The organism is Clostridium sp., from assembly GCF_017888565.1.
GTDB lineage: Bacteria > Bacillota > Clostridia > Clostridiales > Clostridiaceae > Clostridium.
On the sequence record NZ_JAGHFX010000037.1, the window covers coordinates 1 to 22828 of the forward strand.

The window sequence follows — 22828 nt, forward strand, 5'->3', positions numbered from 1 at the left end:
TTCTTGCGAATTAATTTTCTCTAAATCCTTCAACTCATATATATGTAATTTATCTAGCGTATCTCCCAAACTATTTCTAACTATTTGATTATCTGGTGTATTAGCATTACTTGCAAAGTAGTTTAAAAGTGCGTTATACAACTCAAGTCCTTTTAATTTTTCAAATTCAACTAGTCCATATTTTTCTATTGTATTAGTGAATCCAATTTTGTTTATATCAGATAAAAATCCTAATACATTACCAGCTACAATACTAGCTGAGCTTGAACCTAAATGTGTTTCGCTATATGCTTCCGCATATTTTTTTACCGCTTTCTGTACTTTTGAATATGAATATCCACTTTTCCCAATTAAACCAACTGCTCTTTTTGCATTTCTCCACTTTTGATTAGTTGGCGGAATATATCCTTTTGATGTCCCCATATTAATCCTCCTTAATAATTAAATCAAGCTTTTTCTGATCCACCTTTATTTCTTTAAAGTAATCTATGACAGATTTAAAAATGTTTTTATCAATTCTATATAGATTATTTAAAGTCACTATTATATTCATATTTAAGTCTTTTTCCTTCATTGTAACAATTACTTCTATAATCTTATTCCTATACATTTCATAATCCGTATAAATAGGCACACATTTCTTTAACAATTTGATATTATTTCTACTACTATCAATAATTGCCTTTATGATATTATCTAAATTTAGATTACTATTCTTCTTCATTCTATCTAAAGAGTTTTTTAATGCAATTGTATTCTCTAATTTCATATATTCATTAAATGCCTTTCTTTCTTCAACTGTTAGTTCATCTACTGCACTAAAGTTTATATGTAAAGATTCTCTAGATAAATAAAAATAACTTAACAATTCTTTTCCTGAAACATTATTAATATCTGTATTCTTAACCCAATTAATTATAGATGGTTTATCCCATTCAAAGAACTCTTTTGGAATTTCTTCTCCATTCTCTATTATATTCTTAATAATACACAATTCTTGAACATTATCAGTATTTTTAGTTTTCATAGCAGCTTTATATAACTCTCGAAAAACATTTTTATCAAGGTATTCTAAAGCTGTTAATTGTGCTAATACTTCATAATCAAGAGTGCTTTTTCCCCCAACACTATATATTTCTCCAAGCTTTTTTCTAACAAGAAATGTATTTAAAAATCTTTTAGCTTGTCTTGGATTACCTTTTAATTCTAAAGATATTACTTTAGCAACTTTTCTTACAATCTCAAACATTTTTATATAATCTTGATAAGTCTTTCCCTTTAATAATTTTTCTTCTAATTTAATCTCCGGAATACATTCTTTTATTGTTTGCTGGTTTAATGTTATTCCGCTAAAAAACGCATTTATCTTTGTCAATTTACTTGACAATTTTTTTACTACCGATTCCTCAAAATATAATTCAATAACTAAAAATAATAAATAATTTGTAATATCTTGCTCTGATAATTCTGGAATATAAATTGGTAATTGAATAATTTTTTCAATATAATTATCCACTATTCCAAAATCATCATCATCTATCTTAGGATATGTTTTTTTCACAGAGTATTTTATTACAGAATCATCTATAGCTATAATAAATGTTGTTTTTGGTACTGATAAAAATAATTTAATAGCTTCAAGAGTTTCAATTATTCTTTCCGGACTACATCTATCCAAATCATCAATCATAACTACTAAATTGTCAATTTTTGATTCTATTATTAATTCTTCAAATTCTTTTTTAAATTTTCTAATATTACTAATAACATCATTTTTCTTTTCAGCTTCATCTTGTGCATCTTTTATCTCTTCTCTAACTATATCTTTTGCATCTGAAATTATATTATCTTTTTGCGATGTTAAATATGCAGCACTTCCAGCTAATCCGACTGGAGTAAAAGCACTTCCTATTGCTGGAACGCCATATTTTAATGCAAACTTTCCAATTCTGAAAAAATCTAGTCTTCTAATCAATGTTGATATTTTATTTTTGACATTTTTAAATTCAGATACATTATCTTGTAATTCTAATAATAACGATTCCATTAAAGCGCTTTTGGCATCATCATATCCTTCAAAAGCCCATGCATTCAAAAATACTGTGGCAATTCTCTTATTTTCAAGCTCTTTTTTATTACTCAATTTTGTATCAACCAATTTTAAAAGCGTAGACTTACCAGCTCCCCAACTTCCAAATAAACCAATAGTCAATGGATTCATTGTTTCATCAAGTAATATATTTTTTACTAATTCTGCAAATGGCTCATATGACAATAAATCTACCCCTGATTCTCTATCAACCCACATAAGTTTACCTCTCTTTCATATTAATAATTTTTATAATAAAATTATAAAAACTATTCTTCTTTTTTTAATTGCATAATTGTTTTAATTACTTTTAACAAATTAAATCTTCCCATTTTTTCTATAATTACTATTTATTATATATCTTTCTACTTAATATTTCCATAATACTTCAAGTGAAAAGTGTCTAACTTTGCTTAAATTATAAAAAATGTCTATAATTTATTTTAATTTTCTTTCCAATTTTATATAAAGAAATTGAATTAAACTACTCTTTTATTATTTTATAAATAATTCATTAACCAAGCTTATTAAATTTTATTTTCTAATATATTATTATATAAAAATAGACATTGAATATATAAATTCAATGTCCATTCTATGATTAATTACTTTATTTCAAATTTCTTACTTAGTATTTCCACACTCCATATATATAACTACAGACACGTCAAAATATCTTTTCAATTCTTTATTCCTGATTTTATTCCCCTCTGTCCTAAATATTATATGTCTATGAAAGTGGCTAAAACTCAGTATTTCTAGCATTATTTTCGACGTAGCAACACTACAGTCTCCACATGACTTGTATGTGGAAACATATCAACTGGTTGAACAACATTCGTCCTATATCCTTTTTCTTCTAGTATCCTTAAATCTCTAGCTAATGTACTAGGATCGCAGGAAACATATATAACTTTATTAGGTTTAGCATTGCCTATTGCTTCTAACAACTTTATATCACATCCCTTTCTTGGTGGGTCAACAACTATGACTTCTGGTTTAATTCCTTTATCAATTAAATCTGGAATTATCTCTTCTGATTTCCCAACAAAAAACTCTGCATTTTTAACATTATTAATCTTAGCATTTTCATTAGCATTATCTATAGCTGCTTTTATTATCTCTACTCCATAAACCTTTTTTGCTTTTTGTGAAAGAAATAATGTTATTGTTCCTGTACCACAATATGCATCAAAAACAACTTCTTCTCCAGTTAACTTTGCATATTCTAACGCCTTAGAATACAATACTTCTGTTTGCTTTGGATTAACTTGAAAAAATGAAAGAGGTGATATATTAAATTTAAATTCATCTATATAATCAGTTATTGTATCTTCTCCCCATAAAGTTATGCATTTTTCTCCTAAAATTACATTTGTATCTGCTTCATTTACATTTTGTATAATACTTTTTATGCCATCAATATTATCTCTTATCAGTTCTACAAACTCATTTATGTACTTCACACTACTTTTTGATGTTACTAATACAACCATAACTTCATTAGTTTTAAATCCCCTGCGTATCATTATATGTCTTACTAATCCTTGGGGATTAAATTTCCCATCTATACTTGAAGGAGCTATATTATATTTTTCCATCCATTCTCTGGTTATTTTTGTCACTTTATCTGCTATATTATCTTGAATCAAGCATGTATCTAAATCTATTATATCGTGACTTCTTGGTGCATAAAAGCCAATTGAAAGCTTCTCTTTTACCATTCCAACAGGTAATTGAACTTTATTTCTATATCTTTCTGGTATATCCATACCTATAGGATAATTAACAATATCTTTTGATAATCCACCTATTTTGTGAATGCAATCTTTAACTCTTTCATATTTATACTCTAATTGTTTTTTATAATTCATATGCTGAATAGAACATCCGCCACATCTTTTATAATTTTTACATTTTGGCTCTACTCTATCTGAAGAACGTTCTATAACTTCCAATAATTTACCATATGCAAAATTCTTTTTTGCTTTAACTATTAGGACTCTTACCTTTTCTCCAAGTATAGCCCCTTCTATAAATATAGGATATCCATCTACTTTAGCTATTCCTTCGCCCTCATATCCTATACCTATTATATCCAATATATATTCATTATTTTTTTCAATCAAAATAACCACCTCTTAAAATCTTATATATAAAATTTTAACTATCCTCTAAAGTTTCATCTTATGATAGCATAAAAATATATAAAATACAAAAGGTTCATATTTCTAATACATTCCTTGAGATAATATACATCTATACTTTCAGTATATTTAAATTATTAATTTAATAAAACTCAAAAGGAAGGCATTTCTCTTTCTAATTATAAAGCTAAATTTATAATAAAGTATTACTTTTATAAATTATACTCACAATATTAAGTAAATAATATACTTATTTTGAAGCAAAAAAAATGGCATCACAGGATGCCTAAGTCAGAATTAGTTGCCATTTAATTCCATTTAATAGTATTACAATATTCATATCATAATATACATTATAACTTAAATATTATCAATATAATTATTAACATTTTGTTAATTATCTATATTTATACAATTATTATACTTTTTTTATTCTATTATTTAACTATTTTAAAACTTTCATCGTATTTATTGATATTGATTATCATATAGCCTTGCTTTTTTTATTTACAAACAAAAATAGAAGCCAAAAGGCTTCTATTTTCTTATTCTACTACACTTATCTTTAATAAGTTAGTAGCTCCTATCTTATCTACAGGAACTCCAGCAGCAATTACAACTGTATCTCCTGTTTTAACAAATCCATTAACTTCTGCAACTTTAACTGATTCTTCCATCATATGATCAGTTGATTCCATTTTTCCTGAAACAACTGGATAAACTCCGAAACATAATGCTAATTTTTTAGCAACTTTTTCATCTGGAGTTACAGCAACTATTGGACAGTCTGGTCTGCATTGAGATAATCTTCTTGCAGTAGCTCCACTTTGAGTTGATGAAATTATAGCTGAAGCTTTTAATTCATAAGCAGCATTTGCAGCAGCTCTTGAAATAACTCCTGCTATAGCAGGTATATGTTTCTTAGCTCTTGAAGTAGCTATTTCATAATCTAATTGTTTTTCTGCTTCTATTGCTATCTTAGCCATAGTTTGAACAGCTTCTACTGGCCAATCTCCATTTGCTGATTCTCCTGATAACATTATAGCATCTGTTCCATCATATATAGCATTAGCAACGTCAGATACTTCTGCTCTTGTTGGTCTTGGATTTCTTATCATAGAATCTAGCATTTGTGTAGCAGTTATAACTGGTTTACCTGCATTGTTACATTTTTCTATTATCATTTTTTGAACTGCTGGTAACTTTTCCATAGGAATTTCTACTCCTAAGTCTCCTCTAGCAACCATTATTCCATCAGAAGCTTCTAATATAGCATCTATATTATCTACACCTTCTTGATTTTCTATCTTTGAGAATATTTGAATGTGTTCTCCACCATTTTCAACTAAGATCTTTCTTATAGCTTCTACATCTGATGCTTTTCTTATAAATGATGCAGCAACTAAATTAACTCCAATTTCACAACCAAATTTTAAATCAGCTATATCTTTTTCAGTTAATGCTGGTAATTTTATTGAAACTCCTGGAACATTAACGCCTTTATGAGTTCCTACAAAACCTGTATTCATAACTTTACAGTTGATTTTATTCCCTTCAATAGATTGAACTTCTAAACCAACTAGACCATCATCTATTAATATAACATTGCCCGGCTTAACATCATTTGCTAATCCTTCGTATGTAACTGTACATTGAGTTGTATCTCCAATTACATCTCCGCCTGCATATATCACAAAATCATTACCTGATTTTAATTCTACTTTCTTTGGCTCAAATTTTCCTGTTCTTATTTCTGGCCCTTTAGTATCTAGCATTATTGCTATTTCTTTATTGTGTTTTTTAGCTAAATCCTTAACCAAATTTATTCTTTCTGCATGTTCTGCATGATCTCCATGTGAGAAATTGTGTCTTGATGCATTCATTCCTGCTTCAATTATTTTTGATAATATTTCTGGATTTTCACTAGCTGGACCAATAGTACAAATCATCTTAGTTTTTCTCATGTAATAACACTCCTTTAATTTAAGTATATATTTTATTTTAGCTTAGTAAAATATTATTAATATATTTATATAGTTGAGTAATAAATCAAAGATTTAATTCTAAGATGAAATTTCATTTGCTATTTCAAATAACTTTTCGTCAAATTTTCTATCTAATGATAAGGCTTCATCTATATCTTGATCGATTATCTCATTATTTTTTATTCCTATTACTCTTGATGTTTTTCCTTCTAAAAGAACCTCTACTGCTTTAGAACCCATTCTAGACGCTAAAACTCTATCAGTTGCTGTTGGGCTTCCACCTCTTTGAATATGACCTAAAACTGTTGCTCTTGTTTCAATACCTGTCACACTTTCAACATATTTAGCTAATTCTTGTGCTCCGCCTACTCCTTCTGCTAATAAAACTAAGTTATGAATTTTACCTTTTTGTTTACCTTCTAATATTACTTTGCAAAGTTCTTCTTTTGAGAATCCTTTTTCTGGAGTTATTATATATTCTGCTCCACCTGCTATACCAGCATATAAAGCTAAATCACCACAATCTCTTCCCATTACTTCTACTATTGAAACTCTTTCATGAGAAGTTGATGTATCTCTAATTTTATCTATTGCATCAATTACTGTATTTAATGCAGTATCAAATCCTATTGTAAAATCAGTATAAGTTAAATCATTATCTATTGTTCCTGGTAATCCTACAGTCTTTACACCTAACTTTGATAAAAGTTTAGCTCCTGTAAATGATCCATCACCACCAATTACTACTAATGCATCTACTCCATATGCTTTCAATATCTTAGTAGCTTTAACTCTTACTTCTTCTTTTTTAAATTCAACGCATCTAGCAGTTCTTAGGATAGTTCCTCCTCTATGGATAATATCTGATACTGATGATCTATCCATAGTAAATAATTCTCCATTAATTAAACCACTATATCCTCTTTGAACGCCCATTACTTCTATGCCATGATGTAAAGCAGTTCTTACAACGGCTCTTATTGCTGCGTTCATTCCTGGAGCATCTCCACCACTAGTTAAAATAGCTATTTTTTTCATGCTGTTTCCTCCTTAACACCACCGGGACAAAGGTTGTCCCACTTCCTGTGGAATTATCCATTTTTTATTTACTATAATAATTTTATTTATTGCACTACATTAATTTAAGTTTTTTACTAATTTTTATCACCTTATTTATTTTACTTGCTACACAAAGTTTATGCAACTAAAATAAATACAATATTATGATTTTTATCGACTTTTTTATACTTTCTTACTTATATTATAACCTAATTAATTATTATTTATAGCTTAAATAATAATTTTTTCTATATTCATATTATAAATTTTTTTAACTTTTCATAATAATATTATTTTATATTTAACTAAAAAATATAATTAAATAAAAAGGAAAGATTTTACTCCCTCCTCTTATTATTATTCTATAATTTTAACATTTTCTTCTCCAGCTATTTCTTTAAAATAACTAACAGCTTCAGATTCTAAATCTATCCATATATCTTTTGGCATTCTATAATTTTTTCTATCATTAGCAGTAAAGATATAAACAGTAGTATCTCCTTTATATTCTGAAGGCATTACTCTTAATTCCTTCATTAAGTTTCTTCCTTCATCTAAATTATTTGCTCTAATATATACCTTAGAAGTATTTATTTTTTCTAAAGGTTCAACTGTTTCACATATAAGTTTTGGTAATTCATCTTCCTTTATACTTACTCTACCTTTAATAACCACTAAACTATCTTCCTTAATCGATTCTCTAACCTTATCCAATGTCTTAGGAAATACTATAACCTCTATAATACCTGTTAAATCTTCAAGCTTTAAAAATGCCATCATTGTATTACTTCTTGTTATCTTTTGATTTGACTCAGCAATTATACCTCCAAGTATAACTCTTTCTTCATCATGTATTATGTCCTCAGGCAAGTCAGTTTGATTGAAGGTCTCACTTATTATCTCATATGATTTATATACCTTATCTATACTAGTAGTAGTTTGAACTTTTAAGCTATCAGCATATTCATCTAAAGGATGCCCTGATAAATATAAGCCTGTCATTTCCTTTTCCATTGCTAAAATATTTTTTTTTGCAAACTCTTTTATATTTGGATAATTAATTTCAGGCACCTCAATTTCTTCTTCCATACCAAATAAACTTATTTGTCCATCTATATTTCTTTTTCTTTCACTGGATACACTATCCATCAGCTTTTCATACACTGCCAAAAGCTTTGATCTAAATACATCAAAACAATCAAGTGCTCCAGCCTTTATAAGACTTTCTATTGCTCTTTTATTTACAGATGATAAATCTATTTTATTTATGAAATCCATCAAGGACTCAAATTCTCCTTTATTATTTCTAGACACTACAATAGTTTCTACAACATTATATCCTACATTTTTTATTGCAGCTAAACCAAATATGATTTTATCGCCTTTAACTGTAAACTTGGAATAACTCTCATTTATATCTGGCGGTAACACTTGTATACCAAGACTTTCTGCAAAGTTTATGTAATGCGCTACTTTTTCACTTGTTCCCATAACTGAATTAAGCATTGCTGCTATAGTTTCAACAGGATAGTATTTCATCAAATATGCAGTTTGATATCCTATAACTGCATATGCAGCTGCATGGGATTTATTAAATGCATAGGAAGCAAAATCCATCATTTGATCAAAAATTTTGTTTGCGGATTCTTCTGATATACCGTTTCTTTTACATCCTGGAACTTCTATATTTCCATTATCATCTACAACTCCATATATAAAGTTTTTTCTTTCTTCTTCCATGACCTTATGCTTCTTTTTAGACATGGCTCTTCTTACAAGGTCACTTCTTCCCATAGAATATCCAGCTAACTTTCTAACTATCTCCATTACTTGTTCTTGATAAACCATTACTCCATAAGTAACATTTAAAATATCTTCAAGCTCTGGAACTTCATATTCAACTTTATCTGGATTCTGCTTACACTCAACATATCTTGGAATTTCACCCATAGGACCTGGTCTATATAATGATATTCCTGCAATTATATCTTCTAAGCAATCTGGCTTTAATTCCTTCATAAACGAAGTCATTCCTGGAGATTCTAATTGGAATACACCTGCTGTTTTTCCTTCTCCAATCATATTATATACATCTTTATCTTCAAAATTAATCTTATCTAGATTTATATCAATTCCTTGGTTTTCTTTTATCATTTTAACAGCATCATTCATAACTGTTAATGTCCTTAATCCAAGGAAATCCATTTTAAGTAGTCCAAGTTCTTCTAAAGTAGTCATATCAAATTGAGCTACTATAGAATCTTCATTTCTTTGAAGTGGTACATATTCAACTAATGGCTTAGATGCTATAACTACTCCTGCAGCATGAGTTGATGAATGCCTAGGCAATCCTTCTAAGTCCTTACTTACATCTATTAAAGCTTTTACTCTTTCTTCATTATTATATGCTGCTTTAAGTTCTGGATTTATTTCTAAAGCCTTATCAATAGTAATCCCTAGCATAGTTGGTATCATTTTAGCTATTCTGTCTACCTCTGCATAGGAATAATTCATAGCTCTTCCTACATCTCTTATACATGCTCTAGGTGCCATTGTTCCAAATGTTATTATTTGTGAAACATTATTTATTCCATATTTCTCAACAACATAATCAATAACTTCCTGTCTTCTTTCATAGCAAAAATCCGAATCTATATCAGGCATGCTTACTCTTTCAGGATTTAAAAATCTTTCAAAAAGCAAACTATATTTTATTGGATCTATCTTTGTTATACCTAAAGTATAAGCAACTATTGAACCTGCTGCAGATCCACGACCTGGTCCAGTTGGGATTCCATTTTCATTAGAAAATCTAATAAAATCCCAAGTTATTAAGAAGTAATCTACATATCCCATTTGCTTGATTACTGACAATTCATATTCTAATCTTTCAATATATCCACAAGCCTCTTCATTTATTTTATAATAATCCACAAGTTCTTCCACATTTAGTGGTTTATTTAAGAACTCCTTAAATACCTCATACCTTTCTATCAATCCAGAATAGCATACGTTTTTTAAGTACTCATACGGCTCTATACCTTCTGGAACTGGGAATTTAGGAAGTTTTGATACATGGAACTCATAACCAAAGTTACATTTTTCCGCAATTTTTGTTGTATTTTCTAATGCCTCCGGAATATGCGAAAACATATCCCACATTTGCTCTTGGGATTTTAAGTAAAATTGATCTGAAGGATACCTTCTTCTATTTGGATCATCAATAGTCTTTCCTGTTTGAATACACATAAGTACATCATGTGACTCTGAATCTCTTTGATTTATGTAATGTACATCATTAGTTGCTACTAAAGGAATTCCTGTTTCCTTTGATAACTTAATATTTCCTTCTGTTACTTTTCTTTGTTCATCCATACCATGATTTTGTATCTCTAAATAAAATTCATCTTTAAAAATATCTTTATACAAAAGAGCCACTTCTTTAGCTTTTTCATAATTATCCTTAAGATGCCATGACTGAACCTCTCCCCCTAAGCAAGCACTTAAAGCAATAAGTCCATTACTATGACTTCTTAAAAAGTCATGGTCAACTCTTGGCTTATAATAAAATCCTCTTATAGATGCTTGCGATACAATTTCCATAAGATTTTTATATCCTTCTTCATTTTTAACTAATAATACTAGGTGATGAGTACTATTTTCCTTATCATTTATTTTAATATCCATAGACTTTGCAGCTACATATATTTCACATCCAAGTATAGGTTTGATTCCTTGTTCTATTGCTTCTTTATAGAAAGCTACGCAACCATACATAACACCATGATCAGTAATTGCTATACTGTCCATCCCTAATTCCTTAGCTCTACTTATTATTTTTTTGATTTTTCCTGAACCATCAAGCAAACTATATTCAGTATGGAGATGTAGATGGGTAAATTTTTTACTCAACAAAAACACCGCCTTTCTTTTAATATGTTCCCGACCTAACTTCTTCAGCTATCTTTTCTATTTTTCTCAATCTATGATTAACACCTGATTTTCCTACAGGAGGATCCAGCATTTCACCAAGTTCCTTAAGTGACTCATCTGGATAACTTAATCTAAGTTCTGCTATTTCTCTTAAGTTTTTTGGTAATCTCTGAAGCCCTATTTCTCTTTGAATAAGCTTTATACTTTCAACTTGTCTTACTGCTGCGTTTACTGTTTTACTTAAATTTGCTGTTTCACAGTTTACAAGCCTATTAACATTATTTCTCATTTCCTTCATTATTCTTATATTTTCTAACTCTAATAATGATGTATGTGCACCTATTATCCCTAAAAGATTTGAAATTTGCTCTCCCTCTTTTAGATAAATAATATGACTATTTTTTCTTTGTATTACTTTTGAATTTAATCCAAAAGTATTTATTAAAGCTGATAAATCCCTAGCATAGTCTTCACTATGAGTAACAAATTCTAAGTGATAAGTTTTTTCTGGGTTGCTTATACTTCCACCACCTATAAAAGCTCCTCGTACATATGCTCTTTTTAATTCTTCTGTCTTAACCATATTTTCATCTATTCTGTAGTCTAAAGTTAATACCCCTTCTACTTCTGTTAGTATTCCAGTATCTCTTAAAAGATCTCTAACCCCCATAGATTCCTCTATGAGTACCATATATATATTATTTTTCTTTAATGAATTGCTTTTTTTAACCATAAGTTTTGAATGTATGTTAAAATGTTCTTTTAGCAAACTAAATATATGTCTTGCAGATGCTGGATTTTCAGTGGTAATCCTAAACGCTAACCCTAAGCCACTAAAGGATATTGTTCCACTTACTTTCATTATTGCTGAAATTTCAGCTAATGCTTCTTCTTTGGTTAATTCAGAATGTCTGCAAATTTCTCCTTTTACCTTTGATGAAAATGACATATGGCCTATTTCTCCTTATTATCTATTGTTATCATGTAATTATATCACAAATCACACTAAAAATTTATATGTAAATTATAGCTTTAAATATTAATTTATATTAATATTTCTATAACTAAGTTTTCTCCGATTATTCTTCCCTTTATGTCACCCTTATATTTTTTTACTATTTTTTTCACATTATATAAGCCATATCCTCTGCCCTTTCCCTTACTTGAAAAACCTTTTCTAAAAAAGCTATCTATTTCTTCATTTGATATATTTAAGCCACAAATACTATTTATAACTTCTATTTTAATTTTTTCACTTTTATTAATTCTTATAGCAACTTCTTTTTTTAGTGAGTTCTTAGTAGCTTCAATAGCATTGTTTAATAAATTGCTTAGTATTATTGTTATCTCTGAGTCATCTAAGCAACTTTCTTCTATATTACTATCAATAAAATAATTTAGCTTTATTCCATGCTGTTCACATTCAACTAGCTTACTATACAAAATAGCTTTAAGTATCGTACTTTCAATGTCTATTACAGAAATTAATATATTTGTATTACTTAACTCACCTATATACTTTTTTGCTCTATTCTTTAACTCTGGAATATCCTTTGACACTTGTATCATTGAATATAGTATATTTATATGATTCTTATATTCATGTTCATTTGCTCTTATGTTTTGTATTATGTCATCCAATAATGGATTGTAAGCGTTTTTAACTTCTATACTTTTATTCTTTAGTATAGTTTTATGTAATGACCTATAAAAACTTACATTTAAAAATATATTTATAAGAATAAGTAAGTTTATTTCTATAACAATTAAATTTGAAAATTCTCCGCTGTCATAAATAATTTTATATATCATAAAAAACATAAATATATTTAAAAATATATTTGATATTAAAAGGTTATCTTCAAGATATTCTTCAAAATCCAAATTTTTCTTTTTTGTGTATCTTTTAGAAAATATAATAATTAATAATATATTAACAGCAAAAAATAATAGTTGCACAAAAGCTAATTCCTTTGTTTTTTTAGTAAATAAATATAATATAGTTACTAATGTACTTTGTAATACAAAAGTTATAACAACGCATATAACCATTTCTGTTAATACTAAGTTTTTATCTTTTTTATCAATTACTGCTATTGCAATAATCTCTGCTAATAGCAATATCACATAAACTAGCAAAGTATTTATACTTTTAAAAGTATAAAATAATATACTACAAACTGCTATTATAATAGTATACTTTAATAAGTTTTCTTCCTTACCTTTATTAAATAATGCATTATACAATAAAATCACCAACATCATTTCTATAAATATCATCAATACATCCATAAAATACCTCCTTTATATCAATAAATTTGCTTGGAGTAAATTTAGTTTCATTTTTAACCCCCTCGTATATTTTTCCTCGCTATATACTATATTCTAACAAATTATTATATATTTTTCCATATTATACATTAATATTACAATACCTTACTTTAAAGTAAAAAAAATATAACTAAGAAGACTTTATCCTCTTAGTTATTTTCTTTATTAATCTTATTCTTTTTATCCCGCTCTTTTATTCTTTGTGATACATACATATATTCTATTATTTTCTTTCTATCGTATAACAACTTCTTCTCCATTATTGTATCTACTAAAACTTCGGCTAAATACTCTGAATCATGTTTAACATAACCTTTTTCTATTTTTGCTAAAGAAGCCTCAACTACCTCTACACCTAGACCTTTTATTTCTTTTGCGTCTAACTCTACTAATTGTGAATTATCTAATGAATATCTTTTCTTTATATCACCAGGAATATCTCCTTTATTAGCAATTACATAATCTACAATTCCTCTTCCACCATATTTTTTTAATATCTTTATATGATCTGAGGCTTTGAACCCATGTGTTTCTCCTGGTTGAGTCATTATATTAGATATATATATCTTTATTGCATCACTTTTTCTTATGCTTTCCGAAATATCTTTTACTAATAAATTTGGTATTATACTTGTATATAGACTCCCCGGTCCTAATACTATTGCATCAGCTTCTTCTATTGCTTTTATAGCATCTTCCAGAGGCTTTGCATCATTAGGCTCTATCATAAGTTTTTTTATTCTTGAATTTTGCTTTAATACTTCATCTGGGATTTGAGACTCTCCCTCTACCTTATTACCATTTTCAAGTTCTGCAATTAATTTCATATCCTCTAATGTAACTGGCAATACCTTTCCTGTTACAGCTAATACAGAACTCATTTTTTGAACAGCATCTTCAAAATTATCACTTACGCCATCCATAGCTGCTAAAAATAAGTTACCAAAGCTTTGATTTTTTAATCTTCCATCTGGGAATCTATATTGAAGCAACTCCTCCATTAGTGGCTCCGTATCTGCTAGTGCTAATATGCAGTTTCTTATATCTCCAGGTGGTAGCATCCCTAAGTCCTCTCTTAGAGCACCTGAGCCCCCTCCATCATCAGCAACTGTTACTATTGCAGTTATATTTGATGTATAGTATTTTAAGCCTCTTAGCATAGTTGACAATCCTGTACCACCACCAACAACTACAATCTTAGGCCCCTTTACTAATAATCTTTTTTCATATATAAGATTTTCCATTTTCCTACTATCTAATGATAACTGAATGTATCCCTTATTTGTGAGTGCTATTATTGACTTCATACTTTCTATAACAGATATATATATAACGAATACTCCTGTTATATTTAAAAATATATAAAATATTTTATAATAAAAATCATAAACTCTTCGTACTGCTAATTCTGTAAATCCAAATGCTATTAAAAGAATCCCAAATATTCCAAAGAAAAGCCATCTTTTAATTCTAACCCCTGGTTTCAACCAATCTTTTATACTCATAGCTTTTTAGCTCCTTGATGTACATCTTCTCTTATATCTCTGTGTTCAACAGAAGCATTGTAATTTCTTTCTAGCAACTTCTTATATAAAGCATTCGCTATAGCTACAGATCTATGTCTTCCTCCTGTGCAACCAACTGATATTATAAGTTGTCTCTTTCCTTCCTTCTTATAATTAGGTATCAAAAAGTCTAACATATCATCTGCTCTTTTTATAAAACCTTTAGTTTCCTCTTGATCAAGAACATATTTTTTTACTGGCTCATCATTACCTGAATATGGCTTAAGATCTGGAATATAAAATGGATTTGGTATAAATCTAACATCAAATACTAAGTCAGAATCAACTGGTATCCCATATTTAAAACCAAAGCTTAAGATAGTCACTGAAAGTTGCTGTTCTGGCTGCTTTACATCTCCATAATTCTTATTCATTTCTTCTCTTAAGTCCCTAATTGCATACTTTGATGTATCTATAATTATATCTGCTCTATCCTTTACTTCCCTTAATCTATTTCTTTCCTCATTAATTCCTGTAATAACTCTACTTCCAGGTGCTAATGGATGCCTTCTTCTCGTTTCTTTAAACCTTTTTACTAATACTTCATCTGCTGCATCTAAGAATAGTATCTCATATTTAAAATCTTGTCTTTTTAGATAATTTAAACTTTCAAATAAATCATCAAAGAAAATTCCACCTCTTATATCTATTACTAATGCAACCTTATTTATTTTTCCTTGGCTTTGAACACAGGCTTCCGCAAACTTTGGTATTAACTTTGGAGGAAGATTATCTACACAAAAGTATCCCATATCTTCAAGGCTTCTTGTTGCTTCTGTTTTACCTGCTCCTGATAGTCCTGTAACTATTATAAATCTCATGATAATGCCTCCTTTTCAATTCGAAGATTGTATAGTTAAATTATAACATATCAAGCTTATTTATATAAGTTATAATAAATATTATACTTACATTTGAATATGCATATATTATATACAGAATAAATATCTATATGAATGCTTAAAATAATTTTGTTTTAAAATAAAAATAGAGAAAAGCTATCACTCTTCTCTACCAAAACTATTCTTTATCTCTTTCTTTTATAGCATCATATAGTAACTCGCAAAACTCTACATTTTGCTCCTTAGTTCCTATACTCACTCTTATCCATTCAGGCATATCTAATAAGTATCCTGGTCTTATTATATATCCATGTCTTAATAGATATTCATGTATTGGCCTATCATCCCCATTTACATTAACCATTATAAAATTAGCCTGTGATTCTATATACTCTAGCCCCATCTCATTAAATTTCTTAGTTAAATAATCTCTTTGCTCTTTATTAAATATTTTAACTTCATTTATAAATTCCTCATCTTCTATAGCAACAACTGCTGCTTTCTGAGCAAATAAATTTACATCAAATGCATTTATAACCCTATTAATATAATCTACTATTTCTTCATTAGCAATTCCATATCCGAATCTTAATGAAGCTAATCCATAAGCCTTAGATAAAGTTCTTAATACTATCATATTAGGATATGACTTTAGTAATTCCAATGAATCTGGATAATCTTCTGAATCAACGTATTCACAGTAAGCTTCATCCATTATTATAACTACCTCTTCAGGTATCTTACATAATACTTTATCTAAATCCTCTTTTGTAAAAATCCCTCCAGTAGGATTATTAGGATTGCATAACCACAATAACTTTGTTTTATCTGTTATTGCATCTACCATAGCCTCTAAATCTAATCCATTATTTTTTAATGGAACCTTTATCGGCTTTGCTCCCATAAGAACTGTGTTACTCTCGTATCTTGGAAAAGTAATTTCCGCCATTATACTTTCATCATCTTTATCCAAAAAGACTTCACATATTACATTTATTAAAGAATCTGATCCTGCCCCACAGAATATCATATCTCTACTTATTCTAAACTTACTACTTAAAGTTTCCTTAAAATCATATGAAGATGAATCTGGATACATATTCATCTCATTTACTAATTCAGCTATCAATTCCCTAACTTTATTTGAAGTTCCTAATGGATTTTCATTAGATGCAAGCTTAACAACTTTATCTATTCTAAATTCTCGTTTCACTTCATCTATTGGCTTTCCTGCTACATATTTGTCTAATCTTTTAACTTCATCCCTAACCCTATATTTCATTTTTTCGTCCAATCCTGGACTATCCCCCTTTGTTATTTATTGCTATAAATTCAATTTATTTAATAACTTAAAATAATTATATATGCGTTACAATAAATATTCCAGTGCTAATTTTCAAAAAGATTACCTAATGAACCAAGAACGCTTCCTTGATCAACTGATTTCCCCATATTTTGTGGTGCAGCTGAATATACTCTTGATGCTAGTTTACTAAATGGCAAACTTTGAATCCATACATCTCCCGGGCCAGTTAAAGTTGCAAAAAATAATCCTTCTCCGCCAAATACAGCATTTTTAAATCCGCCTACAAATTGTATATCATAATTTACATTTTGAGACATAGCAACTAAGCAACCTGTATCTATTTTTATAGTTTCTCCTGGCATTAATGTTTTCTTCACAATAGATCCACCTGCATGTATGAATGCTAATCCGTCACCTTCTAGTTTTTGCAATATAAATCCTTCTCCACCAAAGAAGCCTGTTCCTAGCTTCTTAGTAAATGCTATTCCTACACTGATTCCTTTTGCACAACATAGGAATGAATCCTTTTGACAAATCAATCTACCACCAAATTTTCTTAAATCCATTGAAATTATTTTTCCTGGATAAGGTGCAGCAAAAGCCACCTTTTGTTTCAAAACTCCAGAGTTTGTAAATTCGGTCATAAATAAGCTTTCACCAGTTATTACCCTCTTGGCTGCCCCTCCTAGTTTCCCCAAAAAACCTCCTTGAGACTTTTGACTTCCATCACCCAAAATTGTTTCCATAGTGATACTATTATCCATCATCATCATTGCTCCAGCTTCTGCAACTACACTTTCCCTTGGATCTAGTTCTATTTCTACATACTGCATTTCATTCCCTAAAATTTCATAATCTACTTCATGAGCCATTATTATTTCCCTCCCTTTATTAGATTTTATAATATTTCATTAATCATACTATTTCATTATAATCATATTGGCACTATTTATTGTTAATTATCATTATGGAATCTTACCATATCTATCATTACTAATAATCCTATAAAAAATATATTATAGCTTTCATCTAATACTTCTAAAGAATATCTATCTCTTCCAAATGTTAACTCCTTATCAATTTTCCCCATATTTACTCCATTTCTTTTTATTATATAGTTCCTTCCTAACATGCTATTTGATTCCATGCTCATTACTCCCACAGTTCCTGTGATATTATACTCTGGCACCATAAATTCTTTTTTTATAGTTGCTATTTCTCTCATATTTTCATCATAAGCTATATATTTGTGTGCTCCCAACCTTATTTGTTGCCTCATATAAAGAACTTTTCTTTTGTTAGCATCATATATACTAATATTTTTTCCTATATCAAACTTATCTGCTTCTGCAATAAATACTATATTGTCATATTCATCTAAGATGTCAAATTTAGCTCCTATTGAAAATAGCCTTTCTTTAATATAAAACCTTCTCATTAATCCTACACTCCTCGAAATATAATATAATTTTATTTAACTTTAAATATAGTATATTATACCACTTTACTATTGTCAATAAATTATTAATTATTTTTTAATAAATACAAATTAGCAGTTATCATTTATATTTACCAAAATAAAAAGGCTCAAGAATACTCTTGAACCTTTTACAAACTTATTTTCATCTTTTATCTTCACCTATTATTCTAACTTCTGGATGTAATTCTACATCAAATTGTCTTTTAACTTCACTTTGTATATATGCTATTAAATCTAATATATCTTTAGCTGTAGCACCATTTTTATTTATAACAAATCCTGAATGCTTCTCAGAAACCGCTGCTCCACCTATACTATATCCTTTTAGTCCTGCATCCTGTATTAACTTTCCTGCAAAATATCCTTCTGGTCTTTTAAATGTACTTCCAGCTGAAGGATATTCTAATGGTTGTTTTGATTCTCTTTTGCAAGTCAAATCATCAACTGCTTCTTTAATTTCCTTCTCGTCGCCATTTTGTAATTCAAATCTTGCTGATAAAACAATATAATTTTTCTTCATAACTACAGAAGATCTATATCCTAATTCAAGCTCATCTTTTGACAATGTTAATATTCTACCTTCATTATCAATGACTTCTGCACTCTCTATCACATTAGCTATTTCACCATTATAGGCACCTGCATTCATAAATACAGCTCCTCCTACGGTTCCAGGAATTCCACAAGCAAATTCAAAGCCTGTTAAAGAACTTTTTAAAGCTGCATTAGAAACATCTTTTAACATCGCTCCACACTCAGCTTCAACAATATCTCCGTAAACATTTATGTTCTTTACTTCATTTAATTTTATAACAACGCCCTCTATTCCACCGTCTTTTACTAATAAGTTAGAGCCATTTCCAACTACGTAGAAAGGTATGTTTTTTTCTTTACAAATCTCTATTGTTCTTATAACTTGTTCCTTATTTTCTGGAATCAAAAGGATATCTGCTGGTCCACCTACTCTAAAGTGAACATAATTTTTCATTTCTGCATCAAGAATAATATTTTCGCTTTTGTAAAATTCTTTAAATAAGTTTTCAAACACTTTATATTTATTCATACCTAACTCCTTATAAAATACACGTAGTAATATCTTTTCATAGTATAAATTAAAACTCATGAATAAACAACCCATTGAATGCATATTTATATATAATACTTAAATTGTAACCATTTTGTTACTGTTTTTCCTTAGTTGTAAAATAATCTACTATACTTTTAGCAGCTTTTTTATCTATACTTGGCGTTTCTAACAATTCATCTAAAGTTGCATTCTTAATATTTTCAACACTTCCAAACTTCATTAATAGATTTCTTCTTCTCTTTTCTCCTACATTGGGAATATCCTCAAGTATGGAATGTAATGTTCTTTTATCTCTCAATGTTCTATGATAAGTAATAGCAAATCTATGCACTTCATCTTGTATTCTTCTAATCATTTGCATTAAGTTTGAGCTTCTATTTATTATAAGTTCTTTATTATTATATATAATTCCTCTTGTTTGATGTTTATCATCTTTTACCAAACCACAAACTGGAATGCTTATATTTAACTTTTCTAAAACCTCTAAGGCCACGTTAACTTGACCCTTTCCCCCATCCATCATTATAAGATCTGGAAAACTAGAAAACTTACCACTTGAAAAATTTAAATTCCGCTCTTGTATTTTCTTTATTTCTTCTAGTCCATGAGAAAATCTTCTTTCCAATATTTCTCTCATGCTATCATAGTCATTAGCTCCCTTTACTGACTTAATCTTAAACCTTCTATAATCACTATTCTTTGACTTTCCTTCTTCAAAAACAACCATTGTACCAACTGAATCCACACCTTGTATATTAGAAATATCATATGCCTCTATTCTTAAAGGACGCTCATCTAAATCTAATAAATATTGTAATTCTTCTAAAGATATCCTATTTATTTCCTTCTCTTTAAGGAATTTATCCTTAAATTGCTCTAAAGTTATTTTGGCATTATTCCTTACCATCTCTAGCATATCCTTTTTTTGGCCCTTTTGAGGGATTTTAATCCAAGCTTTAGCACCTCTTTTTATTGTTAAAAAATCTTCTATAAGCTCTGAATCTTCTATATCTGGCACATATATAGTTCTAGGTATTTTAGCTGTTCCCCCATAAAAAGATGTTATGAAATCTTCTAATACTTCCCCAATTTCATCGTCTGCTGTATTTTCAAAAATAAAATGCTCACGCCCAGTAACTTTTCCTTCTCTCGAAAAGAATACTTGTATACAGCTATCTTTTTCGTCTTGATATATGTTTATGAAGTCTTCATCACCTTCCATAGTCTTAAATATCTTTTGTTTTTCTACTATTGCTTCAATGGCAAGTATTTTATCTCTATACTTAGCGGCCTTTTCAAACTCAAGATTCATTGATGCATCTTCCATATCTTTTTTTAAAGTTTTTATTATTGTTTTATCCTTACCATTAAGTATATCCATAATATCATTAATCATTTTACTATATTGCTCCTTCGTTACGTACCCTGCACAAGGAGCAACACATTTTTTAATATGGTAATTTAAGCATGGTCTAACTTTTTCTCCACCTTCATTTATTAACAATTTACAAGTTCTTATAGGAAAAATCTTATTAATCAAAGTTATTGTTTCATAGACTGCAGTTCCATTTGTATATGGTCCAAAGTATTTTGCTCCATCTTTAGCATACTTTCGCGTTACAAATACCCTTGGATAATCATCATTTGTAGTTATTTTTATGAAGGGATAAAATTTATCATCTTTTAACGCTATATTATATCTCGGACTATGTTTTTTAATTAAATTACATTCTAAAATTAAAGCTTCCATTTCAGAATCAGTTACTATATATTCAAATTCAGAAATATTTTTAACCATAACTTTAACTTTTTCTGAGTGGTTTTTTGAATGTTGAAAATAACTTTTTACTCTATTTTTTAAAATTTTTGCCTTACCCACATAAATAATTTCACCAAGAGAGTTTTTCATTATATAGACACCTGGTTTTTCTGGTAAGTTCTTAAGATGATAATCAAAATCAAACATCAAACTCCTCCCTTCAATTGTATTTCTAATAATATAAATTTTATCACTATATAAGAAAGTAGACAAAGGGAATTTCTTTACAATTAATACTTAATAGTTGATAATGAATAATTAAGTACTAAACTTCTAGAGAGGTTTAAAAGTTGTATTCATATTTTAACCTATCTAAAATTATTCCCTTAATTATTCATTATCCCTTCTTAACTGATTATTATTAAAAAGGTGATTTAAATTCCTCAAATTTAGGCCACACTTTATCTTCACTCTCAACCTCAACCTCATTGCTAAAGTCCCAAGGAATATTCAAGGAATCCCAATGTATCCCCCCACGCAACTCTTTTATGAATGGTTTTGTTACTTTATAATAAATTAAAGCATCTTTTTCACCTTTTATATAATACCCATGCGCACATCCTCTTGGAACATATATAAGATTCTTATTATCTTCATTTAATTCAACCATAGTATATTTTCCATAAGTTCTAGATTCTCTTCTTAAGTCAACTACTACATCTTGTATTTCTCCTATTATGCAAGTTATAAGTTTATCATGTTCTTCTGGAGGTAATTGAAAATGCATGCCTCTTACGACCCCTGGCTTTGCTATTGCATAATATTCTTCCTTAAATTCTGTGCTTAATCCATATATATTAAATTGAGTATCATTAAAAACTTTAATTAAATCACAAGTGCTTTCCATGGAAACAGTTGGAGTTATCAAATAACATCCTTCAACATCTAATTGTTTAACTCTAAACATAGTCTAATATCTCCTTTTAAACTCTAAAGTTATTTAGCTTTCTACAAGAAAGCCTAAGAATTAAGTCCCTATTTTAATATATGAGGTAAAAATTAAATAGTGAAAAACTAATAGTAAAAACTAAAACTTTGTAGAAAAAAAGGTCGAGAAAATAAATAAAATGGAACCTATAAGATGGACACTTATAAAAGAGAGTCTATCTATATAGGTTCTTTTTTTGTACAATAAAGTTATGAGGTGATTTAATATGAGTAAAATAAGGTTCTCAAATAATGAAA

At 28.7% G+C, this 22828-nt stretch carries 16 protein-coding genes; all 16 read right to left on the bottom strand.

The window, feature by feature from the left end; genetic code table 11:
* A partial coding sequence (locus tag J7M87_RS06375; protein WP_291649792.1) for a hypothetical protein occupies nt 1-423 on the bottom strand: 423 nt, incomplete at its 3' end.
* 1 nt (nt 424) lies between these two features.
* The gene (locus J7M87_RS06380; protein ID WP_291649794.1) at nt 425-2308 is read right to left on the bottom strand and encodes a P-loop NTPase fold protein; all 1884 of its coding nucleotides are present in this window, start codon (nt 2306-2308) and stop codon (nt 425-427) included.
* A 545-nt stretch (nt 2309-2853) separates the two neighbouring features.
* Nucleotides 2854-4218, bottom strand: coding sequence for a 23S rRNA (uracil(1939)-C(5))-methyltransferase RlmD (gene rlmD, locus J7M87_RS06385; protein ID WP_291649796.1), 1365 nt, complete (start codon nt 4216-4218; stop codon nt 2854-2856).
* A gap of 563 nt (nt 4219-4781) precedes the next feature.
* Nucleotides 4782-6200, bottom strand: a complete 1419-nt coding sequence (pyk, locus tag J7M87_RS06390) for a pyruvate kinase (RefSeq protein ID WP_291649798.1) — start codon at nt 6198-6200, stop codon at nt 4782-4784.
* Nucleotides 6201-6299: 99 nt separating this feature from the next.
* On the bottom strand, nt 6300-7259 hold the full coding sequence (pfkA, locus tag J7M87_RS06395) for a 6-phosphofructokinase (protein WP_008676294.1): 960 nt from the start codon (nt 7257-7259) through the stop codon (nt 6300-6302).
* 378 nt (nt 7260-7637) lie between these two features.
* Nucleotides 7638-11195 (bottom strand): DNA polymerase III subunit alpha, encoded by a 3558-nt coding sequence (locus tag J7M87_RS06400; RefSeq protein WP_291649802.1) that lies wholly within the window; start codon nt 11193-11195, stop codon nt 7638-7640.
* A gap of 16 nt (nt 11196-11211) precedes the next feature.
* Nucleotides 11212-12162 (bottom strand): DNA-binding protein WhiA, encoded by a 951-nt coding sequence (whiA, locus tag J7M87_RS06405; protein ID WP_291649804.1) that lies wholly within the window; start codon nt 12160-12162, stop codon nt 11212-11214.
* Between the two features lie 95 nt (nt 12163-12257).
* Nucleotides 12258-13505, bottom strand: a complete 1248-nt coding sequence (locus tag J7M87_RS06410; protein ID WP_291649807.1) for a GHKL domain-containing protein — start codon at nt 13503-13505, stop codon at nt 12258-12260.
* A gap of 188 nt (nt 13506-13693) precedes the next feature.
* Nucleotides 13694-15049: a gluconeogenesis factor YvcK family protein gene (locus J7M87_RS06415; RefSeq protein ID WP_291649809.1), complete on the bottom strand. Its 1356-nt coding sequence runs from the start codon at nt 15047-15049 to the stop codon at nt 13694-13696.
* Nucleotides 15046-15930 (bottom strand): RNase adapter RapZ, encoded by an 885-nt coding sequence (gene rapZ / locus J7M87_RS06420; RefSeq protein ID WP_291649811.1) that lies wholly within the window; start codon nt 15928-15930, stop codon nt 15046-15048. The genes J7M87_RS06415 and rapZ overlap by 4 nt, the downstream gene beginning before the upstream one ends.
* A 199-nt stretch (nt 15931-16129) precedes the next feature.
* Nucleotides 16130-17245: a histidinol-phosphate transaminase gene (gene hisC / locus J7M87_RS06425; RefSeq protein WP_365844768.1), complete on the bottom strand. Its 1116-nt coding sequence runs from the start codon at nt 17243-17245 to the stop codon at nt 16130-16132.
* A gap of 95 nt (nt 17246-17340) precedes the next feature.
* Nucleotides 17341-18129, bottom strand: a complete 789-nt coding sequence (locus J7M87_RS06430; RefSeq protein WP_291649813.1) for a TIGR00266 family protein — start codon at nt 18127-18129, stop codon at nt 17341-17343.
* Nucleotides 18130-18212: 83 nt separating this feature from the next.
* The gene (locus tag J7M87_RS06435; RefSeq protein WP_291649815.1) at nt 18213-18695 is read right to left on the bottom strand and encodes an LURP-one-related family protein; all 483 of its coding nucleotides are present in this window, start codon (nt 18693-18695) and stop codon (nt 18213-18215) included.
* A 184-nt stretch (nt 18696-18879) separates the two neighbouring features.
* Nucleotides 18880-19800: a UDP-N-acetylmuramate dehydrogenase gene (gene murB, locus J7M87_RS06440; protein WP_291649816.1), complete on the bottom strand. Its 921-nt coding sequence runs from the start codon at nt 19798-19800 to the stop codon at nt 18880-18882.
* A 118-nt stretch (nt 19801-19918) separates the two neighbouring features.
* Entirely contained in the window at nt 19919-21790 is a 1872-nt protein-coding gene (gene uvrC, locus J7M87_RS06445) for an excinuclease ABC subunit UvrC (RefSeq protein ID WP_291649818.1), read from the bottom strand.
* A gap of 214 nt (nt 21791-22004) precedes the next feature.
* Complete coding sequence (gene rfbC / locus J7M87_RS06450) at nt 22005-22550, bottom strand: dTDP-4-dehydrorhamnose 3,5-epimerase (RefSeq protein WP_291649820.1); 546 nt, start codon at nt 22548-22550, stop codon at nt 22005-22007.
* Between the last annotated feature and the right edge of the window lie 278 nt (nt 22551-22828).